Here is a 23,410-nt window from a genome sequence, read left to right as displayed (position 1 = left end):
CGGTCACCAGACACACATGACACAGGAACGGCCGCCCGCGGGGGGCGCGGCCGCGAACGGGTCGCCCGAGGTCCCGCACCCCGCGATCGGGGTGCGGGACCTCCGCTCTGAGCGGCTCGAGCTCGCTGCCGGCCTGACCGGCCCGGGCTCCGACGGCATCGCCCGTCGGGCCGCGATCGTGGAGCTCGTCGTGGGCCGGCTCCGGGAGCAGTGGGAGCTGGCGACGGACGGCGAGGACGTCTCGGGCATCGCGCTCGGGGCCGTCGGCAGCGTCGGCCGCGGCGACGCCAGCCCGGTCAGCGACCTCGACCTCCTCCTGGTGCACGAGGGCCGCGGCCACTCGACCGAGGCGCTCTCCGCCCTCGCGCAGAAGCTCTGGTACCCCATCTGGGACGCCGGCCTCGACCTGGACCACTCCGTGCGCTCGCTGGCGCAGTGCCGCCAGGTGGCGTCCAAGGACCTTCCCGCGGCCGTCGGGCTCCTCGACCTGCAGCCCGTGTCGGGCGACGCCGTCGTGATCGCCCGCGCCAAGTCGGCCCTGCTGGAGGACTGGCGCTCGGCCGCGCGTCGGCGCCTGCCCGAGCTGCTGGCGTCCACGCGCCAGCGGGCCGAGCGGCACGGCGAGCTGGCCTACCTGATCGAGCCGGAGCTGAAGGAGTCGCGCGGCGGGATCCGTGACGCGGTCGTGCTCAGCGCCCTGGCCGCGACCTGGCTCACCGACCGCCCGCACGGTGCGGTCGACATGGCCTACGCCCACCTGCTCGACGTGCGCGACACGGTCCAGGTGGTCACGCGCCGGCACACCAACCGGCTCCTGCTCGCGGACCAGGACGAGGTGGCTGCGCTCGTCGGCTTCGACGACCGTGACGACCTCCTGGCGAGCATCGCCGAGGCCGCCCGGGTCATCTCCTACGCCCTCGACACCACCGTCCGCAACGCGCGCCAGGCTCTGCAGCGACCGGCGGTGAAGTCGATGCTCGTGCGCGGTCGCCGCACGGCGCCGCGCCTGCGGACCATCGCCGAGGACCTCGTCGAGCACGACGGCGAGATCGTCCTCGCCGTCGAGGCGCGCCCGGCCGAGGACCCGCTGCTGTCGTTGCGTGCCGCGGCCACGGCAGCCCGCACCGGCCTGAGCCTCTCGCCCGTCACGGTCGCCAGCCTGACGGCCACGCCCGCGCTGCCGACCCCGTGGCCCAAGGCGGCACGCGGCTACCTGCTGCAGCTGCTCGGCTCCGGCACGGCCCAGGTGCCCATCTGGGAGGCCCTCGACCTGGCCGGCGTCGTGACGACGTGGATCCCCGAGTGGGCGGGTGTGCGCAACCGGCCGCAGCGCTCGGCCATCCACCGGCACACCGTCGACCGGCACCTGGTGGAGACCGTCGCCCGCGCAGGCCGCGACAAGCGCGTGGTCGAGCACGGCGAGACGCTGCTGCTCGCGGCGCTGCTGCACGACATCGGCAAGCGCGCCGGTGCCGGCGACCACTCGACGGAGGGTGCGCGGCTGGCCGGACCGATCGTGCTGCGGATGGGGTTCGACGAGCAGGTCGCCGCGGACGTCACGCGTCTCGTGCGGGAGCACCTGACGCTCGCGGAGCTCGCCACGACGGCCGATCCCGACGACCCCGCGACCCTGGCCCGGCTGCTCGACGCGGTCGACCACCGGCCCGACCTGCTCACGCTGCTGCGCGCGCTGACCGAGGCCGACGCCGGCGCGGCCGGTCCGCAGGCGTGGAGCACCTGGCGCGCGACCCTCGTCGACGACCTGACGGCACGGGCCACCCGGGAGCTGGCAGGTACGCTAGATCGTCCGTGAATCCCGAAGCGTGAGGACCCGCAGGTGTTCGCCACCCTGTCCGACCGACTGACGTCGACCTTCAAGAACCTGCGCACCAAGGGCCGGCTGTCCGAGGCGGACATCGACGCCACCGTGCGCGAGATCCGCCGGGCGCTGCTCGACGCCGACGTCGCCGTCCCGGTCGTCCGGTCGTTCACCGGTGCGGTGCGCGAGCGCGCGCTCTCGGCCGAGGTGTCCGGCGCGCTCAACCCGGCGCAGCAGGTCGTCAAGATCGTCAACGAGGAGCTCGTCGCCATCCTCGGTGGCCAGACGCGAACGCTGAACCTCGCCAAGAACCCGCCCACCGTGATCCTGCTCGCGGGTCTGCAGGGTGCGGGCAAGACGACGCTCGCCGGCAAGCTCGCGCTGCACCTCAAGGGTCAGGGCCACACGCCGCTGCTCGTCGCCGCCGACCTCCAGCGACCGAACGCCGTCACGCAGCTCCAGGTGGTGGGGGAGCGCGCGGGCGTGCCCGTGTTCGCCCCGCACCCCGGCAACCAGGGCAGCGACGACGTGCTGCCGTTCGGCGCCGACCCCGTCGCGGTCGCGCGCGAGGGCCTGGCCACCGCGAAGAGCAAGCTGCACGACGTTCTCATCGTCGACACGGCCGGCCGCCTCGGCGTCGACGCCGAGCTCATGCAGCAGGCCTCCGACATCCGCGACGCGCTCGACCCCGACGAGATCCTCTTCGTCATCGACGCGATGATCGGCCAGGACGCGGTCACCACCGCGCAGGCGTTCGCGGACGGTGTCGGTTTCACGGGGGTGGTGCTGTCCAAGCTCGACGGTGACGCGCGCGGTGGTGCGGCCCTGTCGGTGGCCAGCGTCACCGGCAAGCCGATCATGTACGCGTCCACCGGGGAGAAGCTCACCGAGTTCGAGGTCTTCCACCCCGACCGCATGGCGTCGCGGATCCTCGACATGGGCGACATCCTCACGCTCATCGAGCAGGCCGAGAAGGCGTTCGACGCCGGCCAGGCCGAGGAGATGGTCGACAAGCTGGCGTCCGGCAAGGACCTCACGCTCGAGGACTTCCTGACGCAGATGCAGCAGCTGCGCAACGCGGGGCCGCTGAAGAAGATGATGGGCATGCTGCCCGGCATGGGGCAGATGCGGGAGGCGCTCGACAACTTCGACGAGCGCGAGGTGGACCGCATCGAGGCGATCATCCGCTCGATGACCCCGGCCGAGCGCCGGACCCCAAAGATCATCAACGGGTCACGCCGCTCCCGCATCGCCGCAGGCTCGGGTACCAAGCCCAGTGACGTGAACCAGCTGCTGGAGCGCTTCGACGGCGCGCAGAAGATGATGCGCCAGATGGCCAAGGGTGGCGGCGTGCCCGGCATGCCTCCCGGCATGGGCAACCTGCCCGGCATGGGCGGCAAGAAGTCGCGCGGGCGCACGGCGCCGCCGGTCCGCAAGGTCAAGGGCAAGTCGGGCAACCCGGCGAAGCGCGCCGAGCAGGAGCGCGGCATCACGAGCAAGCCGGCGGCGCCCCAGGGGTCGGCGTTCGGTATCGCCCCGAAGGCCGAGCCCACCTCGCCGACCGACATCGAGCTGCCCGCCGGCCTGGACCGGTTCCTCGGCGGACGCTGACCCCGTGGTCCTGCACCTGCGCGGCACGGTCGTCCTCGACGACGAGCGTGAGGTCGGCGAGGCGTGGGTGGTCGGCGGCCGGATCACGTTCGAGCGTCCGTCGTCCGCGCGGGACGCGCAGGACACGGTGCTCGAGGGCTGGGTCCTGCCCGGCCTGGTCGACGTGCACTGCCACATCGGTCTGGCGTCGGACGGTCCCGTTGACGACGCGACGGCCGAGAAGCAGGCGCTCGCGGACCGCGACTCGGGCGTGCTCCTCGTCCGGGACGCCGGCTCACCCGCCGACACGGGGTGGGTGCACGACCGCGACGACCTCCCGCGGCTGATCCGCGCCGGCCGGCACCTCGCCCGGCCCAAGCGGTACCTGCGGCACTACGGGCGCGAGCTCGAGTCCGTCGACCAGCTTCCCGACGCCGTGCGCGAGGAGGCGGCCCGCGGAGACGGGTGGGTCAAGCTCGTCGCGGACTGGATCGACCGCGACCTCGGTGACGAGGGCGACCTGCGCCCGCTGTGGCCCGCCGACGTCCTGGCCGACGCGGTGGCCGCCGCCCACGACGCCGGTGCGCGCGTGACCGCCCACACCTTCGCGACGGAGTCGCTCGACGCGCTCCTCGACGCCGGCATCGACTGTCTCGAGCACGCCACCGGTGCGACACCGGACCACATCGACCGGATCGCCGCCGCCGGGATCCCGGTCACGGCGACACTGCTCCAGGTCGCGCAGTTCGAGGCGATCGCCGCCCAGGGCTCCCGCTTCCCGGTGTTCGCCGCGCGCATGCGCGCCCTGCACGCACACCGGTACGCGCTCGTCCGCGACCTGCACGACGCCGGCGTGCCCGTGCTCCTCGGCACCGACGCCGGCGGGACGATCGCGCACGGCAGGATCGCCGACGAGGCCGCGGAGCTGGTCCGCGCCGGCATCCCCGCCCAGGACGTGGTGGCCGCAGCGAGCTGGCGCACCCGTTCCTGGCTCGGCGCCGAGGGGCTCGACGAGGGTGCGTCGGCCGACCTGGTCGTCTTCGACGCCGACCCGCGCGAGGACGTCGGCGTGCTGGCGGCACCCCGCGCGGTGGTGCTGCGGGGAGCGGTCGTCTGACGCGCTCGTGACCTGGGCGACATGGTTGGGACCGGGCCTGCACATCTGGCACAATGGTCGGCTGTACCCGGCGTCTGCAGCCCCTCTACCTGCGTTCACCGTGTCCCCGACCTTCCCGGCGCGCCCACCCCACGGGCAATGCGCGGAGAGGTCACCCACAGCAGACATCAGGAGAAGACCACACCGTGGCCACCAAGATCCGCCTCAAGCGTCTCGGCAAGATCCGCGCTCCGTACTACCGCATCGTCGTCGCCGACTCGCGCACCAAGCGCGACGGCCGCGTGATCGAGGAGATCGGCAAGTACCACCCCACCGAGGAGCCCTCGTTCATCGAGGTCAACTCCGAGCGTGCCCAGTACTGGCTCGGCGTCGGCGCGCAGCCGACCGAGCAGGTCGCCGTGCTCCTCAAGATCACCGGTGACTGGCAGAAGTTCAAGAACCTTCCCGGCCAGGAGGGCACGTTGCGCACCAAGGCCGACAAGGTCGACCCGAAGGCCGCCATCGACGCCGTCGCGCTCGACGCCGAGAAGGCCAAGGCCAAGGCGTCCGAGAAGGCTGCCTCGCAGAAGGCCGCTGCTGCCGAGGCTCCCGCCGAGGACGAGCAGGCCTGATGCTCGCCGACGCTCTCGAGCACCTGGTGCGTGGCATCGTCGACCACCCGGACGACGTCCGCGTGAACGCGTCGACGCTGCGTCGTGGCGACCTGCTCGAGGTGCGCGTGCACCCCGACGACCTCGGCCGCGTGATCGGCCGTGGCGGTCGGACGGCCCGTGCGCTGCGCACCGTCGTCGGTGCGCTCTCGACGGACGGCGCGGTCCGCGTCGACGTCGTGGACGTCGACCGGCGCTGAACTCCTGCGCAAGGCCCGGTCCCCTAACCTGGGGACCGGGCCTTCGCCATGACCGCCCACTTCGATCGTGAGGACCACCATGCAGCTGACCGTCGCGCGGATCGGCCGTGCCCACGGCCTGCGCGGAGAGGTCGCCCTCGACCTGCGGACCGACAACCCGCAGGACCGCTTCGGTGACGGCGCGGTGCTCGCCACCGAGCCTGCGGCACGTGGCCCGCTGACGGTCGTCAGCACGCGCACGCAGCAGGACCGCTGGTACGTGACGTTCGCGGAGATCTCGGACCGCACGGCGGCCGAGGCGATGCGTGGCACCGAGCTGGTCGTGGAGGAGGACAGCTCCGACGAGGACGACGCGTGGTACCCGCACGAGCTCGCGGGGCTGCGTGCGGAGCACGTGGACGGCCGGGTGCTCGGCGAGATCGTCGGCCTCGAGCACCTGCCCGCGCACGACATGCTCGTGCTGCGGGAGCCCGACGGCGCCCGGACGCTCGTCCCGTTCGTGAAGGTCATCGTGCCGGTCGTCGACGTCGCCGGCGGCCGCGTGGTGCTCGACCCGCCCGGTGGTCTGCTGGCGTCCGACGCCGCGAACCTGGTGGTGTCCGAGGAGACCGTGGGAGACGACGACTGACGTGCGCATCGACGTCGTCTCGATCTTCCCCGAGTACCTGGCGCCGCTCGAGCTCTCACTCGTCGGCAAGGCCCGCACCAGCGGTCTGCTCGACCTGCGCGTGCACGACCTCCGGGACTGGACCACCGACCGGCACCGGACGGTCGACGACACCCCGTTCGGCGGTGGCGCCGGCATGGTCATGCGTCCCGACGTGTGGGGGACCGCGCTGGACCAGCTGCTCGACGAGGACGCGCACCTGCTGGTGCCGACGCCGTCGGGCGAGCCGTTCACGCAGCGCACGGCAGAGGCGCTCGCCGACGAGGAGCACCTGGTGCTGGCCTGCGGCCGGTACGAGGGGATCGACGCCCGGGTGGCGGAGCACTACCGGTCGCGCGGACGCGTCACCGAGTTCTCCCTCGGCGACTACGTGCTCAACGGCGGCGAGGTGGCCGCGCTCGTCGTGGTCGAGGCCGTCGCGCGCCTGCTTCCCGGGGTCGTCGGCAACCCGGAGTCGCTCGTCGAGGAGTCCCACGGTGCGGCGGGCCTGCTGGAGTACCCCGTCTACACCAAGCCGCCGGCGTGGGAGGGTCTGGACGTCCCCGAGGTGCTCCTGTCGGGACACCACGCACGGATCGCCCGGTGGCGCCGGGACACCGCGCTCGAGCGGACCGCCGCACGTCGGCCGGACCTGATCGCGGCGATGCCCGTCGACGAGCTCGACAGGCACGACCTGTCCCTCCTGGAGTCGCTCGGGTGGCTCCCGGTGGACGGACGCCTCGCACGCGCGTGACCTGCAGCACCTGATTTACCGTGGCTGCCGCCGGTGTGGCAGACTTGCCCGTTGGTGCGCGCAGGTCGCGTCTCTGCCACAGGGGAGACGACTCACGACCACCCGGGGTTCCGCCCGGACGCACCGGACCATCAGACCAAGGACGCCGGTCCTGCCCTGCACGGGGCGGCCGAGACGCCCTCGACGACGTTCCTGACCTGTGGCAGGGCGGGGAAGTGACATCACATGCACACGCTCGATCAGGTCGACGCAGCATCGCTGCGCACCGACATCCCGGAGTTCCGCGCCGGCGACACGCTCAAGGTCAACGTCAAGGTCGTCGAGGGCAACCGCTCCCGCATCCAGGCGTTCCAGGGTGTCGTCATCGCCCGCCAGGGTGACGGTGTCCGCGAGACGTTCACGGTCCGCAAGGTCAGCTTCCAGGTCGGCGTCGAGCGCACGTTCCCCGTGCACTCCCCGAGCCTGGAGTCGATCGAGGTCGTGACGCGCGGCGACGTGCGCCGCGCGAAGCTGTACTACCTGCGCAAGCTCCGTGGCAAGAAGGCCAAGATCAAGGAGAAGCGCGACTTCACCCCCGCCGCGAAGAAGGCCTGACCCTTCTCGCACGCGCGTCCCGACGGGCGGTCACCGATCTCGGTGGCCGCCCGTCGGTGTGTCCGGCAGCGCCCGCGCTGGTCAGAGGCACGGGGGCGCCGGGAACCGGGTCACGACGACGTTGACCCGGTCACGACGGCCGATCTCGACGGCTGGTCGTGTGCACGGCAGGGCCCGCCGCATGCGAGAGTGTGCGAGTGATCGACCGACCTTCCCGCGACCTCGACGAGGACTCGTCGGCCACGTCGTGGCCGGGCCGGGAGTCGACCGACGGCCCCGAGCAGGGCCGCGACGGGCCCCAGATGCCGGACGTGACGGCGCCCGACGACGGGTCCGCGCACTCCGACACGCGTCGGCACGCCGCCGCGCGGCGCCCGAACGGCGCGGGGTCGCTGCTGCGCGAGACCGTCATCATCCTGGTCAGCGCGATCGTGCTGTCGCTGCTGGTCAAGACGTTCCTGGTGCAGGCGTTCTTCATCCCGAGCCAGTCGATGCACGACACGCTCATCGAGGACGACCGGATCCTCGTCAGCAAGCTCACGCCGGGGCCGTTCGACCTGCGCCGCGGCGACATCGTCGTCTTCAAGGACCCGGGCGGGTGGCTGCCGTCCGGCACCGTCCCGGACCCGGGGCCCGTGCGCGGTGCGATCAACAACGTCCTCACCTTCATCGGGCTCTACCCGGCCGACGCCAACGAGCACCTGGTCAAGCGCCTGATCGGCCTCCCCGGAGACCACGTGACGGCCGAGGCGGGTGGACCCGTGGTGGTCAACGGCGAGCCGCTCGACGAGCCGTACCTGGCAGCGGGCGTGGCGCCCAGCGACATCGCGTTCGACGTGACCGTCCCGGACAACGGCATCTGGGTCATGGGAGACAACCGCTCGCGCTCGTCCGACTCGCGCTACAACCAGGGCAAGCCCGGCGGCGGGTCGGTCCCGATCGACAACGTCGTCGGCACCGCCTTCGTGACCGTGTGGCCGATCGAGCGCATGGGGCTCCTCCGCAACCCGACCAGCACGTTCGCGGACGTGCCCGACCAGCCGTGACCCTGCTCGCCGCACCCAGGTCGACCGCTCCGCGGGCCGCCCCGCACCTGCGCCACGAGCGGGTGCTCCTGCGGGACGGCGCACGGCTCCTGGCCGGCATGGACGAGGTCGGCCGCGGCTCGCTGGCCGGCCCGGTGAGCGTCGGGGTCGTCGTCGTGGACGTGAGCACCCGGTCCGCCCCGAAGGGCGTCGCGGACTCGAAGCTCCTCGCTCCGGCCGCGCGCACGCGGCTGCTCCCCGCCCTCGGGCGCTGGGGGCTCGCCCGTGCGGTCGGGCACGCGAGCGCCGCGGAGATCGACGAGGTCGGCATCATCGCGGCCCTGCGGCTCGCGGGGACGCGTGCGCTGACCGCCGTCACCGAGGTCGTCGGACCCGTCGACGTGGTGCTCCTGGACGGGTCGCACGACTGGCTCAGCCAGCCGGCGCAGGCCGACCTGTTCACGCTCGAGGCAGAGCCGACGCTGCCCGCTCCGCGGGTGCACCTGAAGGTGAAGGCCGACCGGACGTGCGCGTCCGTCGCGGCGGCGAGCGTGCTCGCCAAGTGCGAGCGGGACGCCCTCATGGTCGGCCTCGCCGCGGAGCATCCCGCGTACCGCTGGGACGAGAACAAGGGCTACGCCTCGCCCGAGCACATGGCGGCGCTGCGCGAGCTCGGACCGTGCGTGCTGCACCGCCGCTCCTGGCGGCTGCCGGGCACCGTGGCGGACGAGATACTGGAGGGCGAGCCCCTCGGCGGCGAGGCGTTCCTCGGACCGGGCACCGGTCCCGACGAGGTGTTCTGACGGTCCCTGCCGTGGCGTCGCGTCGCCCGGGCGCACGCATGGGGGATGATGTCCCGGTGAGCGCGGAGGACCTGGAGAACTACGAGACCGACATGGAGCTCGCGCTGTACCGCGAGTACCGCGACGTCGTGGGGCTCTTCTCCTACGTCGTGGAGACCGAGCGGCGGTTCTACCTCGCCAACCAGGTGGACCTGCAGGTCCGGTCCGCGGCCGGTGAGGTGTACTTCGAGCTGACGCTCGCCGACGCGTGGGTCTGGGACGTGTACCGCTCGGCTCGGTTCGTGAAGTCCGTGCGCGTCGTCACGTTCAAGGACGTGAACGTCGAGGAGCTGGCCAAGGCCGAGCTCGACCTGGGCGGCAGCGCAGGCTTCGCCCGCTGACACCGACCGGACAGGATCGGCGCGACGCCCGGAGGGCTCGCTGACGCCGGCGACTCCGAAGGCGAGGAGCCTGTAGCGCGCGCCTCGCAGCACGGGTCCCTGCTGACCTCCGGTCACGTCCTCGCTCGCCGAGCCGCCCACAGCCCGCACGGAGGTGAGCACCTCCACGAGACACGGCATGCCGGCCCCGCCGGCAGCTCCACGCTGGCAGCGTCCTGTGCGGAGGTGGTCCGGTGCGCGCGAAGGACGCAGTGGGGCGGTACGGGGAGGACGTGGCGGAAGCCCACGTCCGTTCCCGCGGATGGGACGTGCTCGACCGGAACTGGCGCGGGCGGGACGGCGAGCTCGACCTCGTCGCGCTCGACGGCGACGAGCTCGTCGTCGTGGAGGTCAAGACGCGACGGTCGATCGCGTTCGGCCACCCCGCCGAGGCCGTGACCCTCCGCAAGCTCGCGCGCGTGCGGCGGCTGGCGGCGCAGTGGCTCGCCGCGCACGACGTGCACCCGGGGTCGGTGCGCATCGACGTGATCGCGGTGCTGCTCCCCGCCCGCGGCGCCGCCCAGGTCGACCACCTCGAGGGGGTGGTCTAGTGGTGCTCGGCCGGACGCTGGGCGTCGCGCTCGTGGGGTTGACCGGGCACGTGGTCGACGTCGAGGCGCACCTCGCGCCGTCACTGCCGGCGTTCACGCTCGTCGGTCTGCCGGACGCCTCGCTGGCCGAGTCGCGCGACCGTGTGCGCGCAGCCGTGACGTCCTCGGGCCTCGCGTGGCCCAACCGGCGCATCACGGTGAACCTCTCACCGGCGACGCTGCCCAAGTCGGGCTCGGGCTTCGACCTGGCGATCGCCGTGGCCACGTTGGCCGGCGCCGAGGCGATCGACCCGACCGCGCCCCACGGGGTGGTGCACCTCGCGGAGCTCGGGCTCGACGGTCGGCTCCGGCCCGTGCGTGGCGTGCTGCCCGCGGTGGCGGCCGCTGTCGCCGCGGGGTGGTGCCGGGTGGTCGTCGCGGAGGCCAACGCGGCGGAGGCGCGCCTCGTGCCGGGCGCACGGGTCGTCGGCGCGACGAGCCTGGCCGAGGTGGCCGCGGGCTACGGCGCCACCGTCGACGTGCCGGACGTGGCGGCCGTGTCCCCGGAGGCCGTGCCACGGCCGCCGGTCGGCACGTCGCTGGACCTGGCCGACGTGGTCGGGCAGGACGAAGCCCGGACGTGTCTCGAGGTCGCCGCAGCGGGCGGGCACCACCTGCTGATGGTCGGGCCGCCGGGGACCGGCAAGACCATGCTCGCGGCTCGTCTGCCGGGGTTGCTGCCGGACCTGTCGGAGGCGGATGCCGTCGAGGTCACGGCGGTGCACTCCGTGGCCGGTGCGTTCGACCCCGGTGGGGGACTGCTGCGTCGGCCACCCTTCGAGGACCCGCACCACACCGCGACACCGGCGAGCGTCGTGGGCGGGGGATCGGGTGTACCGCGCCCCGGGGCGGCCTCCCGCGCGCACCGCGGCGTCCTGTTCCTCGACGAGGCTCCGGAGTTCTCGACCGCGGTGCTGCAGACGTTGCGGCAGCCGTTGGAGCACGGCGAGCTGGTGCTCCACCGGGCTGCCGGGACCGCCCGCTATCCCGCGCGATTCCAGCTGGTCCTCGCCGCCAACCCGTGTCCGTGCGGGCAGGGCGTCGGCAAGGGACTGGCCTGCACGTGCCGGAGCGAGCAGCGGCGTCGGTACTTCGGCAAGCTGTCGGGTCCGCTGCTGGACCGGGTGGACCTGCAGGTCGAGCTGAACCCCGCGCGGTCGGGACCGGGGGTCGGGGAGTCCTCGGCCGCCGTCGCCGCACGGGTGCTCGACGCGCGCACCGCGCAGGCGCGACGGCTCGCCGGGACGCCCTGGCGCACCAACGGCCACGTCCCGGGGAGCTGGCTGCGGGAGCGGCTGGGACCTGACCGCACGCTCGTCGCCGACCTGGACCGCGCGCTCGACCGCGGCACCCTGAGCCTGCGCGGCGTGGACCGCGTGCTGCGCGTCGCGTGGACGCTGGCGGACCTCGCCGGGCGCCCGGCACCCGGCCGCGCCGAGGTGGGGCACGCCCTGCTGCTGCGGACCCGAGGGAACGGCGCATGAGCGCCGAGAAGGGGCACGCCCTGACGCCGTGGACCCGGGGGGGTCGCGCATGAGCGCCGACGACGTGGAGCTGCTGGCGCGCGCTACGTGGAGCGCCCTGGTGGAGCCCGGCGACGCGGTGGCCGGGACGCTCGTCGGCCTGCTCGGCGCCGTGCAGGCCCTGGAGTGGGTTCGCGCGGCCCTCCGCGACGGACCCGATCTCGCCGCTCTCGAGGACCGGCACGGCCCCCTGGGCGACGCCGACCGGAGGCGGGTGGTGACGGCCGTCGCGCGGTGGGCGGTCCGGCTGCCCGACTGTGACCCGCACCGCGACCTCGGGAACCTCGACCGCCTCGGGGGGAGCCTGCTGGTCCCCGGAGACCCTCGGTGGCCGTCCGCGCTCGACGACCTGGGTACGACGGCGCCGTTCTGCGTGTGGCTCCGCGGTGAGCCGGACCTCGGTGCCGTGCTCGCGCTGTCGGCAGCCGTCGTCGGGTCCCGGGCGGCGACGTCCTACGGCGAACGCGTCGCGTTCGACCTCGCCGACGAGCTGACGGCGCAGGGCCTGTGCGTCGTCTCGGGTGGTGCGTACGGCATCGACGCGGCGGCGCACCGGGGAGCTGTCGCCCGCGGTGGGCGGACCCTGGTCGTCCTCGCCGGCGGCGTCGACCGGGCCTACCCGGCGGGGAACGCGCGCCTGCTGGAGACGGTCGTGGGCTGCGGGGGTGCGCTCGTCTCGGAGGTGCCGCCGGGCAGCCTGCCCACCAAGAGCCGGTTCCTGCAGCGCAACCGGCTGATCGCCGCAGCCGGACAGGCGACGGTGGTGGTCGAGGCCGCGTGGCGCTCGGGCGCGATGAGCACCGCGCACCATGCGGCACGGCTGCTGCGACCCGTCGGCGCCGTGCCGGGCCCGGTGACGTCGATGGCGTCCGCCGGGTGCCACCGGCTGCTGCGGGAGGGTGTCGCGGTGTGCGTCACGGATGCGGCCGAGGTCCGGGAGCTCGCCGGAGCCATCGGTTCGGGACTCGTGGCCGCGGCCGACGCAGCGCGCTCGGCCGACGACCGAGCTGCCCGACGGCGGGACGTCCTCGACCCGGTGTCGTTGCGCGTCGTCGACGCACTGTCGCGTCGCGTGCCCACCGACGTCGACCGGCTCGCGAGCCTCGCGGGCGTCACCGTCGCGGAGGCACGGGGCGCGGTGGGGCTCCTGGAGCTCGACGGGTGGGCAGTCCGCCGTGGTGCCGGCTGGGTGGTTGCGCCGGTCGCCTCACCATGACGGCGGCGCGGTGTCCAGAAGGCGCGCCGAGAGCGGTCGACGCCGAGAGGGGGTGAGGAGTCGGGAGGGTGAAAAACTCGCGCAATCGGGCCATTGTTCGTCGGCGAATCGGACATTGCACCGGGATTCGCCCACCGTTAGGCCGCGCAGGTGAAAGTGCTCCTTGTGACCTGCTGTGTTTCAGGTCACCGTACTCACATGAACATCACCGAGACCGCGACGGGGACGCCTTTTTCGGCGCTCCAGACGTCGGAGTTCTCGGCGCACCAGGGTGCTCCGCGAGAAATGTCGCGGTCCGGCAACGGTGCATATCTCGGTGATGTCGACCACCTTTTCACCGAGCGACTCCGCTCGGTGCTCGAGCACGTGCACCCCGGAGCATGAGGAAGACAATGGAGTCGACGATGACGACGCAGCTGGACACCGCCTTCCCGGTGCACACCCGTCTGACCAGCACCGCGCCCGAGGGCGTCATCCCGCAGCCGCGGTCGGCCGAGGTGGACCTGCTCGCACCTGCGTCGGTCCCGATCACGCGCGGTGTGCCGGCCCCCCGGACCCCCGTCGCGCCGAGCCGCTCCGTCGACGAGGTCGACGCCCTGTGGGAGGAGTACAAGGCGACGCCGTCCGCCCGTGCTCGCGAGGGCCTGATCCTGCACTACGCCCCGCTCGTGTCTGCGGTCGCCGGCCGGGTCGGGATGCGCCTGCCCAGCACCGTCGAGCAGGCCGACCTGGTCTCCTACGGCATGTTCGGCCTCATCGACGCCATCGAGAAGTACCAGACGGACCGCTCGGTCAAGTTCGAGTCCTATGCCTCTTCCCGCATCCGCGGCGCGATCATCGACGAGCTGCGCGCGATGGACTGGGTCCCGCGCTCGGTCCGCACGAAGGCCCGGTCCGTCGACCGCGCCTACGCCGAGCTCGAGGCCAAGCTGCACCGGACGCCGACCGAGGACGAGGTCGCCCAGCACCTCGCGATGCCGGTCGAGGACCTGCGCGCGATCTACTCGCAGCTCTCGACCGTGAACGTCGCGGCGCTCGACGAGCTGCTCGGCGGCGGCGACGACCGCCCCGGCGGCGTCTCGCTCGGCGACACCCTCGGCGACGAGCGCACGCTCGACCCCGCCAGCTCGATCGAGGCGGCGGAGACCAAGTTCCTGCTGGCTCGCGCGATCGAGTGTCTCGGCGAGCGGGAGCGCATCGTCGTCGTCCTCTACTACTACGAGGGCATGACCCTCGCCGAGATCGGTCGGGTCCTCGGTGTCACCGAGTCCCGGATCTCCCAGATGCACACCGCTGCGATGGTCCGGCTCCGCACCCGCCTGGTCGAGGCCGAGCGCGCCTGACCGACCACGCGGCACGGTCCGCTGCGCCGTCGAGAGCGGGCTCCCTGTCAGCCGAACAGAGCATGGCACCGTTGAGCGCACGCGCATCGACGACCGAGCAGCGCGCGGCACGGTGCACGGCACCGTCCAGCGTGCGTCGCCCGTCGGCCGAGCAGCGCGGCACGTTGCACCGCACCGTCGAGCGTGCGTCGCCCGTCGGCCGAGCAGCGCGGGGCGCGGTGCACGACGCTGTCGAGCGTGCTGCCCCTCGGCCGAGGAGCTCGGGAGGCGCTCGGCGCAGAGCGTCCTAGCCGGTGCGGTCGAGGGGGAGCAGGACCACCGGCCCCGCGCCCGCGAGAAGGCTGAGCGGGTCCACGTAGTCGTCCCCGACCCGCACGCCCCAGTGCAGGCACGCGGCCGGCGCGCAGTGCGAGCCCTCGTGGACCAGCGTCCCGAGGAGCGCTCCTGCGGCGACGACGTCACGGACGCCGACGGCGGGGACCAGGGGTTCGACCGTCGACCGGCGCCCGTCGGTGTCCGTGACCGTCACCACCGGTCGACCGCCGACGACGCCCGCGAAGGTGACGACGCCGGCCACGGGGGAGAGCACCTGGTTGCCGGGGGTCGAGCGCAGGTCGACACCGCGGTGCCCGGCCGCCCAGCGCTCGGGTGGTCGCTCGAAGCCGCGGACGACCTCCGGCGTCCCCGCGAGCGGCAGTCGGTAGGTGCCGGCCGGTGGTGGGGGACCGGGAGGTCCGGCCGAGCCGGTCGCGGCGACCGCGACCAGCAGGGTCAGCAGCAGGGCGGCGGTGCCGAGCCCGGTGGCGAGGCGAGCGGCGAGAGGTCGTCGGGTCATGGCGCGATGGTTGTGGGTGCGTGCCGTGGCGGCGGCGGTGCCGGACGAGTCCGTGGACGGTCGGGCGCCGCGGGTGGGCTGTGGTCGGTTCGGCGTGCGGGCGTGGCGCTGGGCTCGTCGCGGGCGGCGCGGTGCGGACCAGCACCGGCGATCAGTTAGACTTCGGGTGCGACCGGTCCGTACCGGTCGACTTCGCGCGTCATCCACCCGATCACCGGACCGTCGGCCTCACCGCCGACGCGGCCCAGGACGGGGTCGATCTCCGCAGCGGTCCGAGCACCTGCCCACGTGGCAGGTACCGGAGCGGGCGACGACATGACGCCAGGGGCGCCGGCCAGCTGGTCGGAGCCGACAACCGAGATGCGGGCCCGGAACGGGGTCCGCCTTGACGCGTGCACCCGCCGGTGCGCGCCGGAAGGACGTGCCATGGCCGTCGTGACCATGCGCCAGCTGCTCGAGAGCGGTGTCCACTTCGGGCACCAGACCCGCCGCTGGAACCCCAAGATGAAGCGCTTCATCTTCACCGAGCGCAACGGCATCTACATCGTCGACCTGCAGCAGTCGCTGTCGTACATCGACAACGCCTACGACTTCGTGAGCCAGACCGTCGCGCACGGTGGCACGATCCTGTTCGTCGGCACCAAGAAGCAGGCGCAGGAGCCGGTCGCCGACCAGGCCGCCCGCGTCGGCATGCCCTACGTCAACCAGCGCTGGCTCGGTGGCATGCTCACCAACTTCAGCACGGTGCACAAGCGTCTCCAGCGCCTCAAGGAGCTCGAGCAGATCGACTTCGACGACGTGGCGGGCTCCAACCTCACGAAGAAGGAGCTGCTCGTCCTGCGCCGCGAGAAGGACAAGCTGGCCAAGACGCTCGGTGGCATCCGTGACATGGCCAAGGTCCCCTCGGCCGTGTGGATCGTGGACACCAACAAGGAGCACCTCGCGGTCAACGAGGCGCGCAAGCTCGGCATCCCGGTCGTCGCGATCCTGGACACCAACTGCGACCCCGACGTCGTCGACTACCCGATCCCGGGCAACGACGACGCGATCCGCGCCGTCCAGCTGCTGACCCGCGTCATCGCGGACGCGGCCGCCGACGGTCTGCTGAAGCGCCACTCGGGTCGCACCGCGGCCGCCGAGGGTGCGCCGGCCGACGCCGAGCCCCTCGCCGAGTGGGAGCGCGAGCTGCTCGCCGGTGCCGAGGCCGACCTGGCCGGCACCGCGGTCGCCGCCGACGCCACCGCCGAGGTCGCCGAGGCGAAGACCGAGATCGCCGAGGAGGTCGCCGCCGACGAGGCCGCCACCGAGACGGTCGCCGAGGAGGCCGTCACCGAGGCCGTGGCCGACGAGGTCGCGACCGAGGCTGTCGCAGAGGACGTCGAGTCCGCCGCGACCGAGGTCGCCGAGGACGTCCAGACCGAGGCAGCCGAGCCGGCCGCCACCGAGGGCGACGCCGACTCCAAGTGATCCTGCCGGTGCCGGTGGTCCCCGCACGGGACCGCCGGCACCGCGGCACGTCACCGGACCCGTTGCGGTCCCCACCAACGTCACGACACACGAGGAACGGACACGACTGATGGCGAACTACTCGCTCGCAGACATCAAGGCGCTGCGCGAGAAGACCGGTGCCGGAATGATGGACGTCAAGAAGGCGCTCGAGGAGGCCGAGGGCGACTCCGAGAAGGCGCTCGAGCTCATCCGGGTCAAGGGCCTCAAGGGCGTCGGCAAGCGTGAGGGCCGCGCGGCCTCGGACGGCCTCGTCGCCGCTCACGTCGGCCCGACGGCCGACGGCGAGGGCCAGACGGGCGTGCTCGTCGAGGTCAACTCGGAGACGGACTTCGTCGCCAAGAGCCCGAACTTCATCGCGCTGGCGGACCGCGTCCTCGCGGCCGCGGTCGACTCGCCGGCCCGCGACGCGGACGCGCTGCTGGCCACCGAGGTCGACGGCACGAGCGTCCAGACGATCGTCGACGAGACGGCCGCCACCCTGGGTGAGCGCGTCGTCGTGCGCCGCCTGGCCCGCGTGGCCGGCGAGCACGTCGAGGTCTACCTGCACAAGGTCAGCAAGGACCTGCCCCCGCAGGTCGGCGTGCTCGTCGCGACCGACGCGGCCGGTGCCGGCGTGGCCCGCGACATCGCGACCCACATCGCGGCGTTCTCGCCCACGTACCTCACGCGCGAGGAGGTCTCCGCCGACGTCGTCGCCAACGAGCGCCACATCGCCGAGGAGACGGCCCGCAACGAGGGCAAGCCCGAGGCCGCGCTGCCGAAGATCATCGAGGGCCGCCTGAACGGCTTCTTCAAGGAGAACGTCCTGCTCGAGCAGGCGTTCGCCAAGGACAACAAGAAGACGGTCGCCCAGGTCCTCGCCGAGTCCGGCGGCACGCTGACGGGCTTCGTCCGTTACCGCGTGGGAGCCTGACCTCAGGTGATCGACGGTGGCCCCGGCCCTGCGGGGTCGGGGCCACCGTCGCAACCAGCCCGATCCAACTCTCGTGGAGGCACCGTGACCCTGGACCCCGAGTCGACCCGCGGAGCGGCGCCGGACCGGCGCGTCCTGCTCAAGCTGTCCGGCGAGACGTTCGGGGGCGGTGACGTCGGCCTCGCGGCGGACGTCGTCCAGCGCGTCGCCGCCGAGATCGCCGTCGCGGTCCGGGCGGGTGTGCAGGTGGCGATCGTCGTCGGCGGTGGCAACTTCTTCCGCGGCGCCGAGCTCTCGCAGCGCGGCCTCGACCGTGCGCGTGCCGACTACATGGGCATGCTGGGCACGGTGATGAACTGCCTGGCGCTCCAGGACTTCCTCGAGCAGGCCGGCGTGAGCACCCGCGTGCAGACCGCGATCGCGATGGGTCAGGTGGCCGAGCCGTACATCCCGCTGCGTGCCATCCGGCACCTGGAGAAGGGCCGCGTCGTCATCTTCGGCGCGGGCGCGGGCATGCCGTACTTCTCGACGGACACGGTCAGCGTCCAGCGCGCCCTGGAGACGCACTGCCACGAGGTCCTCATGGGCAAGAACGGGGTCGACGGGGTGTACTCCGCAGACCCGCGGACGGACCCGGACGCGGTCAAGCTGGACCACCTGACCTACACCGACGCGCTCGTCAACGACCTGGGCGTCATGGACGGCTCGGCGCTCAGCCTGTGCCGGGACAACGACGTGCGCATGCGCGTGTTCGGCCTCGAGGAGGCCGGGAACGTCACGCGGGCGCTGCAGGGTGAGAAGATCGGCACGCTGATCACGGCCAGCTGACGGTGCTGACGCTGGACGCACGACCCTGAACTGACGACACGAAGGAGCTCCGGTGATCGACGAGACCCTCTTCGAGGCTGAAGAGAAGATGGACAAGGCCGTCGAGGTCGCCAAGGAGGACTTCTCGACGATCCGCACGGGTCGGGCGAACGCCGCGATGTTCTCCAAGGTGTTCGTCGACTACTACGGCGCCCCGACGCCGCTGCAGCAGCTGGCGTCGTTCAACGTCACCGAGGCGCGCACGATCCTCGTCTCGCCGTTCGACAAGTCGTCGACCGCCGCGATCGAGAAGGCGCTGCGCGACTCGGACCTGGGCGTCAACCCGACCAACGACGGCAACGTCATCCGCATCGTGCTGCCCGCCCTCACGCAGGAGCGCCGCAAGGACTTCGTCAAGCTCGCCAAGACGAAGGCGGAGGACGCCCGCATCTCGGTGCGCAACGTGCGCCGCCGTGCCAAGGAGGAGCTGGACCGCATCGTCAAGGACGGCGAGGCCGGTGAGGACGAGGTCGGGCGTGCCGAGAAGGAGCTCGAGTCCCTGACGAAGAAGCACGTGGACCTCATCGACCACCTGCTCGCGTCCAAGGAGAACGAGCTCCTCGAGGTCTGATGAGCCAGACAGCCATCGCCGCCACCCGGACCCCCCGCCCCGGTCGTGACCTCCCGGTCGCGATCGTCGTCGGCGTCGCCATGCTCGTGGCGGTGGTCGCGTCGCTGTTCATCCGCAAGGAGGCCTTCGCGGTCGTCGCCGTCCTGGCGGTGAGCGCGGGCCTGTGGGAGCTGGCGCAGGCGTTCACCCGGCGCAACATCCACCTGCCGCTGCTCCCGCTGCTGGTCGGCTCGATCGGCATCCTCGTGTCCGCCTACACGGCGGGACCGGAGGCGCTGTTCGTCGCGTTCATGCTGACCGTCGGCGGTGTCGTCGTGTGGCGCGTGCTCGACGGGAGCGGCCAGCCGGCGCTGCGCGACGCGACCGCGGGTGCGTTCGCGGCGGCGTACCTGCCGTTCCTCGGCGGCTTCGTCATGCTGCTGCTCGCGGAGCCGGACGGCGCGTCCCGCGTGATGCTCTTCATCCTGCTGTGCGTCGCCAGCGACGTCGGTGGCTACACCGTCGGCGTCCTGCTCGGCAGGCACCCGCTCGCCCCGTCCGTGAGCCCGAAGAAGACCTGGGAGGGTCTGGCCGGCTCGTTGATCCTGGCGTGCGTGGTGGGTGTGGTGGGTGTGCAGCTCGCGTTCGGCGGGGAGCCGCTGGTCGGCGTGATCCTGGGGCTCGCCACGGTGGTCACCGCGACGCTCGGGGACCTCGCGGAGTCGATGCTCAAGCGGGACCTCGAGCTCAAGGACATGGGCCGGCTGGTGCCGGGCCACGGCGGCCTGCTGGACCGCCTCGACTCGCTCGTCCTGACCGCCCCCGCCGTGTACGTCGTCCTCACGGTGTTCCAGCCCGCCTGACCCTGCTTTCGTCGCAGCCCTACCCGAGAGGGGGTACCTGGCATGACCGGTACACCCGTGCGCCTCGACCTGTCCTCGCCCAGCCGGGGACCTCGGGGCAAGCCGCCCAAGCACTTCGTCGACCTCACGCCCGAGCAGCGGGTCGAGGCCGTCACCGAGCTCGGTGAGAAGCCGTTCCGCGCCAAGCAGCTGGCGACGCACTACTTCACGCACCTCACCAACGACCCGGCCCTGATGACGGACCTGCCGAAGGCGACGCGCGACAAGCTGGTCGAGGGCCTGTTCCCGCAGCTGCTCACGGCGCACCGCACCCAGACCGCCGACAAGGGCACCACGGTCAAGACGCTGTGGCACCTGTTCGACGGCGCCAAGGTCGAGTCCGTGCTGATGCGGTACGCCAACCGCACCACGCTGTGCGTCTCGAGCCAGGCCGGCTGCGGCCTCGCGTGCTCGTTCTGCGCGACCGGCCAGCTGGGCCTGACGCGGAACCTGTCGACCGCGGAGATCGTCGAGCAGGTGCGGGCGGCAGCACGTTCGTTGGCGGACGGCGAGGTGCCCGGCGGCCCCACCCGCCTGAGCAACGTGGTGTTCATGGGCATGGGGGAGCCGCTGGCCAACTACAAGTCCGTGATGGAGACGGTGCGGCGCCTGGTGGCGCCGGCGCCGGACGGGCTGGGCATGTCGGCGCGCAACGTCACCGTGTCGACCGTCGGGATGGTGCCGGCGATGGACCGCCTGGCGAAGGAGGGCATCCCGGTGACCCTCGCGCTGTCCCTGCACGCGCCGGACGACGAGCTGCGCAGCGAGCTGGTGCCGGTGAACACCCGGTGGAGCGTCGACGAGGCGCTGGACTCCGCGCACCGCTACTTCGAGGTCACCGGCCGGCGCGTCTCCATCGAGTACGCGCTCATCCGGGACATCAACGACCACGCGTGGCGTGCGGACCTCCTGGGGGAGAAGCTCAACGCCCGCGGCCGCGGCTGGGTGCACTGCAACCCGATCCCGCTGAACCCGACGCCGGGCTCGAAGTGGACCGCGAGCGATCCGCGGGTCGAGCAGGAGTTCATGGCACGCTTGCGTGCGCACGGGATCCCGACGACGATCCGGGACACGCGCGGCAGCGAGATCGACGGCGCCTGCGGACAGCTGGCAGCGGAGGAGGACGAGTGAGTGACGGGATGTTCCGGACCGTCTCCGGTCTGAAGCAGGGGTACGACCCCGACGAGGTCGACGACTTCTTCGCCCACGCACGAGCCGTCTACGAGCAGGGCCCCGCCTCGGCCCTGGCCAGCAAGGACGTCCGCAGCGTCGCGTTCGACATGGTCCGCGGCGGCTACGTGACCGCAGCGGTCGACGCTGCCCTCGACCGGCTCGAGGCCGCGTTCGTGGCCCGCTCCCGCGCGGAGTTCATCGCGACGCAGGGTCAGCAGGGCTGGATGGACCACCTGAGCGAGCAGGCCCGCACGCTGTACGGGCGTCTGGGCCGTCCCGACGGGGACCGGTTCGCGCCCCCCGAGGGCCGCCAGCAGGGCTACGAGCCGGCGGACGTCGACGACCTGTGCCAGCGGCTCGTCGCCTACTTCGACAAGGGCACGCCCCTGTCGGCGGCCGAGGTCCGGTCGGCGACGTTCCGCCGCCGCAAGGGCCACAACGCGTACGCCGAGGGCCCGGTGGACGCGTTCCTGTCCCGCGCGGTCGAGGTGCTTCTCGGGGTCGAGTAGGCCGGGTCCCGACGCCGACGACGGCCGCGCTCCCTGCCGGGGGCGCGGCCGTCGTGCGTGGTGTCAGCCGTCCTCGCGCTTGAACGTGCGTGCGCCGAACCAGAGGCCCACGGCGGCGAGCACGATGGTCAGCGCGGAGCCCCAGAGCGCGGTGGAGCTGCCGATGGCGCCGTCGAACTGGGCGCGGATGCCCGAGACCACGTGCTTGATCGGGTTGAGGTTCGACAGCGTGTTGAGCCAGGCCGGTGCCGAGGCGGCGGTGATGGGCAGCAGGATCCCGGACAGCAGCAGCAGCGGGAGGGCGACCCCGTTCATCAGCGGCGCCAGGGCGTCCTCGCTCTTGAGCGTCAGCGCGACGGCGTAGGACGCCGAGGCGAACGCGGCGGCGAGCAGGGCGGCGGTGACGATGCCGAGCACGATCCCCCAGAACGGCGCCTCGAGCCCGAACAGGAACGCCACGGACACGAGGACCACGCCCTGCACGGCGACGACGATGACGTCGCGGAGCACACGTCCGACCACGAGCGCGGACCGGGGTGCCGGACTGACGCGCTCGGCCTCGATGACCCCGTCGCGCCACTCGCCGATGAGGCCGAAGCCGACGAACAGGGCCCCGAACATGCCGAGCTGGACGAGCAGGCCCGGGACGAAGAGCTGGTAGGCGTTGGTCGCTCCCAGCGAGGGAGCGAGCGGCTCGAGCAGCGGACCGAACAGCGACAGGTAGAGCACCGGCTGGAGCAGGCCCATGACGGCCCACACGGGGTTGCGCAGCGAGATCCGCATGGCGCGCCGGAAGACCGTGAGCGCGTCGCGGACGAACGTGCTCCGGGTGCCCTGCTCGTCGGTGACGGTGGGCGACGTCGCGGTGGTGGCGCTCATGCTGCGGCTCCGTCCGTGGGGACCTGCCGGCTCTCGCCGTCGCGCAGGGATCGACCGGTCAGGGTGAGGAAGACGTCGTCGAGGGTGGGTCGGCGCAGCTCGACGCCGTCCAGCTCGATGCCCTCGGCGTCCAGCGACCGCAGCAGGCCGGCGAGCAGCGTGCGGCCCGCCGGGACGCGGACCTCGACGAGCGTGCCGTCGACGGTGGGTGCGTCGGCGCCGGACAGCTGGGCGGCGATCGCGGCGATGCGGGGGACGTCGGCGGTCTGTGCGGCGCTGAGCAGGACCGCGTCCCCGCTGACCCGCTGCTTGAGGTCCTCGGGCGAGCCCTGCGCGACGATCTGCCCGTGGTCGATGACGAGGATGCGGTCGCAGAGGGCGTCGGCCTCGTCGAGGTAGTGCGTCGTGAGGAACACGGTGCTGCCGCGCTCGTCGCGCAGGCCGCGGACGTGGGTCCAGAGGTTGGCGCGCGCCTGCGGGTCGAGCCCGGTGGTCGGCTCGTCGAGGAACACGAGCCGCGGGGTGTGGATCAGGCCGGTGACGATGTCGAGCCGGCGGCGCTGTCCGCCGGACAGGGACGAGCACTTGCGGTCCCAGAGGCCGTCGAGCTCCAGCTGCTCGAAGAGCGTGCGGCCGCGCGTCGTGGCGGTCGCACGGTCGACGCCGTAGAGCAGGGCGTGGTCGACGACCTCCTCGCCGGCGCGGGCCTCGCCGGAGGTGGAGCCGGACTGGGCGACGTAGCCGATGCGCCGACGGACGGTGCCGGGGTCACGACGCAGGTCGGCGCCCGCCACCGTGGCCTCCCCGCGGGTGGGGCGCAGGAGGGTGGTGAGCATGCGCAGCGTCGTCGTCTTGCCGGCGCCGTTGGGGCCGAGGAAGCCGACGATCTCGCCGGCGTCGACGCCGAGGTCCACGCCGCGCACGGCGTCGACGTCTCCTCGTCGGGTCTTGTAGGTGCGGGCCAGGCCGCGGGCATGGATCATG

The 23,410-nt window shown here is 72.8% G+C and carries 25 protein-coding genes; 22 read left to right on the top strand and 3 right to left on the bottom strand.

Going from position 1 to position 23,410, the window contains the following annotated elements; translation table 11 throughout:
• Window positions 1-16 precede the first annotated feature (16 nt).
• The 15 genes from CXY01_RS06390 to whiG all read left to right on the top strand — a co-directional run bounded on the left by CXY01_RS06390 (window position 17) and on the right by whiG (window position 14,289).
• Complete coding sequence (locus CXY01_RS06390) at window positions 17-1,813, top strand: [protein-PII] uridylyltransferase (protein WP_146926266.1); 1,797 nt, start codon at window positions 17-19, stop codon at window positions 1,811-1,813.
• 24 nt (window positions 1,814-1,837) lie between these two features.
• Complete coding sequence (gene ffh, locus CXY01_RS06385; RefSeq protein ID WP_146926265.1) at window positions 1,838-3,430, top strand: signal recognition particle protein; 1,593 nt, start codon at window positions 1,838-1,840, stop codon at window positions 3,428-3,430.
• A gap of 4 nt (window positions 3,431-3,434) precedes the next feature.
• Window positions 3,435-4,526, top strand: coding sequence for an amidohydrolase family protein (locus tag CXY01_RS06380; RefSeq protein WP_146926264.1), 1,092 nt, complete (start codon window positions 3,435-3,437; stop codon window positions 4,524-4,526).
• 185 nt (window positions 4,527-4,711) lie between these two features.
• Window positions 4,712-5,137 (top strand): 30S ribosomal protein S16, encoded by a 426-nt coding sequence (gene rpsP / locus CXY01_RS06375; RefSeq protein ID WP_055922285.1) that lies wholly within the window; start codon window positions 4,712-4,714, stop codon window positions 5,135-5,137.
• On the top strand, window positions 5,137-5,376 hold the full coding sequence (locus CXY01_RS06370) for an RNA-binding protein (RefSeq protein ID WP_055922281.1): 240 nt from the start codon (window positions 5,137-5,139) through the stop codon (window positions 5,374-5,376). Before rpsP ends, CXY01_RS06370 begins: the two co-directional genes overlap by 1 nt.
• 79 nt (window positions 5,377-5,455) lie before the next feature.
• Window positions 5,456-6,004: a ribosome maturation factor RimM gene (rimM, locus tag CXY01_RS06365; RefSeq protein WP_146926499.1), complete on the top strand. Its 549-nt coding sequence runs from the start codon at window positions 5,456-5,458 to the stop codon at window positions 6,002-6,004.
• Window position 6,005: 1 nt separating this feature from the next.
• On the top strand, window positions 6,006-6,776 hold the full coding sequence (gene trmD / locus CXY01_RS06360) for a tRNA (guanosine(37)-N1)-methyltransferase TrmD (protein ID WP_146926263.1): 771 nt from the start codon (window positions 6,006-6,008) through the stop codon (window positions 6,774-6,776).
• A 225-nt stretch (window positions 6,777-7,001) separates the two neighbouring features.
• Complete coding sequence (gene rplS, locus CXY01_RS06355) at window positions 7,002-7,370, top strand: 50S ribosomal protein L19 (RefSeq protein WP_146926262.1); 369 nt, start codon at window positions 7,002-7,004, stop codon at window positions 7,368-7,370.
• 197 nt (window positions 7,371-7,567) lie between these two features.
• Window positions 7,568-8,416, top strand: coding sequence for a signal peptidase I (lepB, locus tag CXY01_RS06350; RefSeq protein ID WP_246125101.1), 849 nt, complete (start codon window positions 7,568-7,570; stop codon window positions 8,414-8,416).
• Window positions 8,413-9,198: a ribonuclease HII gene (gene rnhB / locus CXY01_RS06345; protein ID WP_246125100.1), complete on the top strand. Its 786-nt coding sequence runs from the start codon at window positions 8,413-8,415 to the stop codon at window positions 9,196-9,198. Before lepB ends, rnhB begins: the two co-directional genes overlap by 4 nt.
• A 56-nt stretch (window positions 9,199-9,254) precedes the next feature.
• Window positions 9,255-9,578, top strand: a complete 324-nt coding sequence (locus CXY01_RS06340) for a DUF2469 domain-containing protein (protein WP_055922267.1) — start codon at window positions 9,255-9,257, stop codon at window positions 9,576-9,578.
• Window positions 9,579-9,811: 233 nt separating this feature from the next.
• Entirely contained in the window at window positions 9,812-10,168 is a 357-nt protein-coding gene (locus CXY01_RS06335) for a YraN family protein (protein WP_146926261.1), read from the top strand.
• Window positions 10,168-11,691 (top strand): YifB family Mg chelatase-like AAA ATPase, encoded by a 1,524-nt coding sequence (locus CXY01_RS06330; protein WP_146926260.1) that lies wholly within the window; start codon window positions 10,168-10,170, stop codon window positions 11,689-11,691. The genes CXY01_RS06335 and CXY01_RS06330 overlap by 1 nt, the downstream gene beginning before the upstream one ends.
• A gap of 49 nt (window positions 11,692-11,740) precedes the next feature.
• Window positions 11,741-12,946, top strand: a complete 1,206-nt coding sequence (gene dprA, locus CXY01_RS06325) for a DNA-processing protein DprA (protein ID WP_146926259.1) — start codon at window positions 11,741-11,743, stop codon at window positions 12,944-12,946.
• A 404-nt stretch (window positions 12,947-13,350) separates the two neighbouring features.
• Complete coding sequence (gene whiG, locus CXY01_RS06320) at window positions 13,351-14,289, top strand: RNA polymerase sigma factor WhiG (protein WP_246125099.1); 939 nt, start codon at window positions 13,351-13,353, stop codon at window positions 14,287-14,289.
• A 286-nt stretch (window positions 14,290-14,575) separates the two neighbouring features.
• On the opposite strand, the gene CXY01_RS06315 is transcribed toward whiG, so the two are convergent.
• Window positions 14,576-15,124 (bottom strand): M23 family metallopeptidase, encoded by a 549-nt coding sequence (locus tag CXY01_RS06315; RefSeq protein WP_146926258.1) that lies wholly within the window; start codon window positions 15,122-15,124, stop codon window positions 14,576-14,578.
• Between the two features lie 426 nt (window positions 15,125-15,550).
• Between CXY01_RS06315 and rpsB the strand changes: the two genes are divergently transcribed.
• The 7 genes from rpsB to CXY01_RS06280 all read left to right on the top strand — a co-directional run bounded on the left by rpsB (window position 15,551) and on the right by CXY01_RS06280 (window position 21,547).
• A complete protein-coding gene (gene rpsB / locus CXY01_RS06310) occupies window positions 15,551-16,591 on the top strand; it encodes a 30S ribosomal protein S2 (RefSeq protein WP_146926257.1) in 1,041 nt (346 codons plus the stop codon).
• A 109-nt stretch (window positions 16,592-16,700) separates the two neighbouring features.
• Entirely contained in the window at window positions 16,701-17,546 is an 846-nt protein-coding gene (gene tsf, locus CXY01_RS06305; RefSeq protein ID WP_146926256.1) for a translation elongation factor Ts, read from the top strand.
• A gap of 84 nt (window positions 17,547-17,630) precedes the next feature.
• Window positions 17,631-18,374: a UMP kinase gene (gene pyrH, locus CXY01_RS06300; protein ID WP_146926255.1), complete on the top strand. Its 744-nt coding sequence runs from the start codon at window positions 17,631-17,633 to the stop codon at window positions 18,372-18,374.
• Window positions 18,375-18,426: 52 nt separating this feature from the next.
• Window positions 18,427-18,984 (top strand): ribosome recycling factor, encoded by a 558-nt coding sequence (frr, locus tag CXY01_RS06295; protein ID WP_146926254.1) that lies wholly within the window; start codon window positions 18,427-18,429, stop codon window positions 18,982-18,984.
• Window positions 18,984-19,826, top strand: coding sequence for a phosphatidate cytidylyltransferase (locus CXY01_RS06290; RefSeq protein WP_146926253.1), 843 nt, complete (start codon window positions 18,984-18,986; stop codon window positions 19,824-19,826). The genes frr and CXY01_RS06290 overlap by 1 nt, the downstream gene beginning before the upstream one ends.
• A gap of 42 nt (window positions 19,827-19,868) precedes the next feature.
• Window positions 19,869-20,996 (top strand): dual-specificity RNA methyltransferase RlmN, encoded by a 1,128-nt coding sequence (rlmN, locus tag CXY01_RS06285; RefSeq protein WP_146926252.1) that lies wholly within the window; start codon window positions 19,869-19,871, stop codon window positions 20,994-20,996.
• Window positions 20,993-21,547 carry a DivIVA domain-containing protein gene (locus CXY01_RS06280; RefSeq protein WP_146926251.1) on the top strand — a complete coding sequence of 185 codons (555 nt, stop codon included), beginning with the start codon at window positions 20,993-20,995 and terminating at the stop codon, window positions 21,545-21,547. Before rlmN ends, CXY01_RS06280 begins: the two co-directional genes overlap by 4 nt.
• Before the next feature lie 63 nt (window positions 21,548-21,610).
• On the opposite strand, the gene CXY01_RS06275 is transcribed toward CXY01_RS06280, so the two are convergent.
• Together CXY01_RS06275 and CXY01_RS06270 are read right to left on the bottom strand one after the other, a co-directional pair.
• Window positions 21,611-22,426 carry an ABC transporter permease gene (locus CXY01_RS06275; RefSeq protein ID WP_146926250.1) on the bottom strand — a complete coding sequence of 272 codons (816 nt, stop codon included), beginning with the start codon at window positions 22,424-22,426 and terminating at the stop codon, window positions 21,611-21,613.
• Entirely contained in the window at window positions 22,423-23,409 is a 987-nt protein-coding gene (locus CXY01_RS06270; protein ID WP_146926249.1) for an ATP-binding cassette domain-containing protein, read from the bottom strand. Before CXY01_RS06270 ends, CXY01_RS06275 begins: the two co-directional genes overlap by 4 nt.
• Window position 23,410: the final 1 nt, after the last annotated feature.

Source organism: Cellulomonas xylanilytica (genome assembly GCF_007989805.1).
GTDB lineage: Bacteria > Actinomycetota > Actinomycetes > Actinomycetales > Cellulomonadaceae > Cellulomonas > Cellulomonas xylanilytica.
The sequence above is the reverse complement of the archived record's forward strand: the minus strand, read 5'-3'. Positions and strand labels throughout refer to the sequence as shown.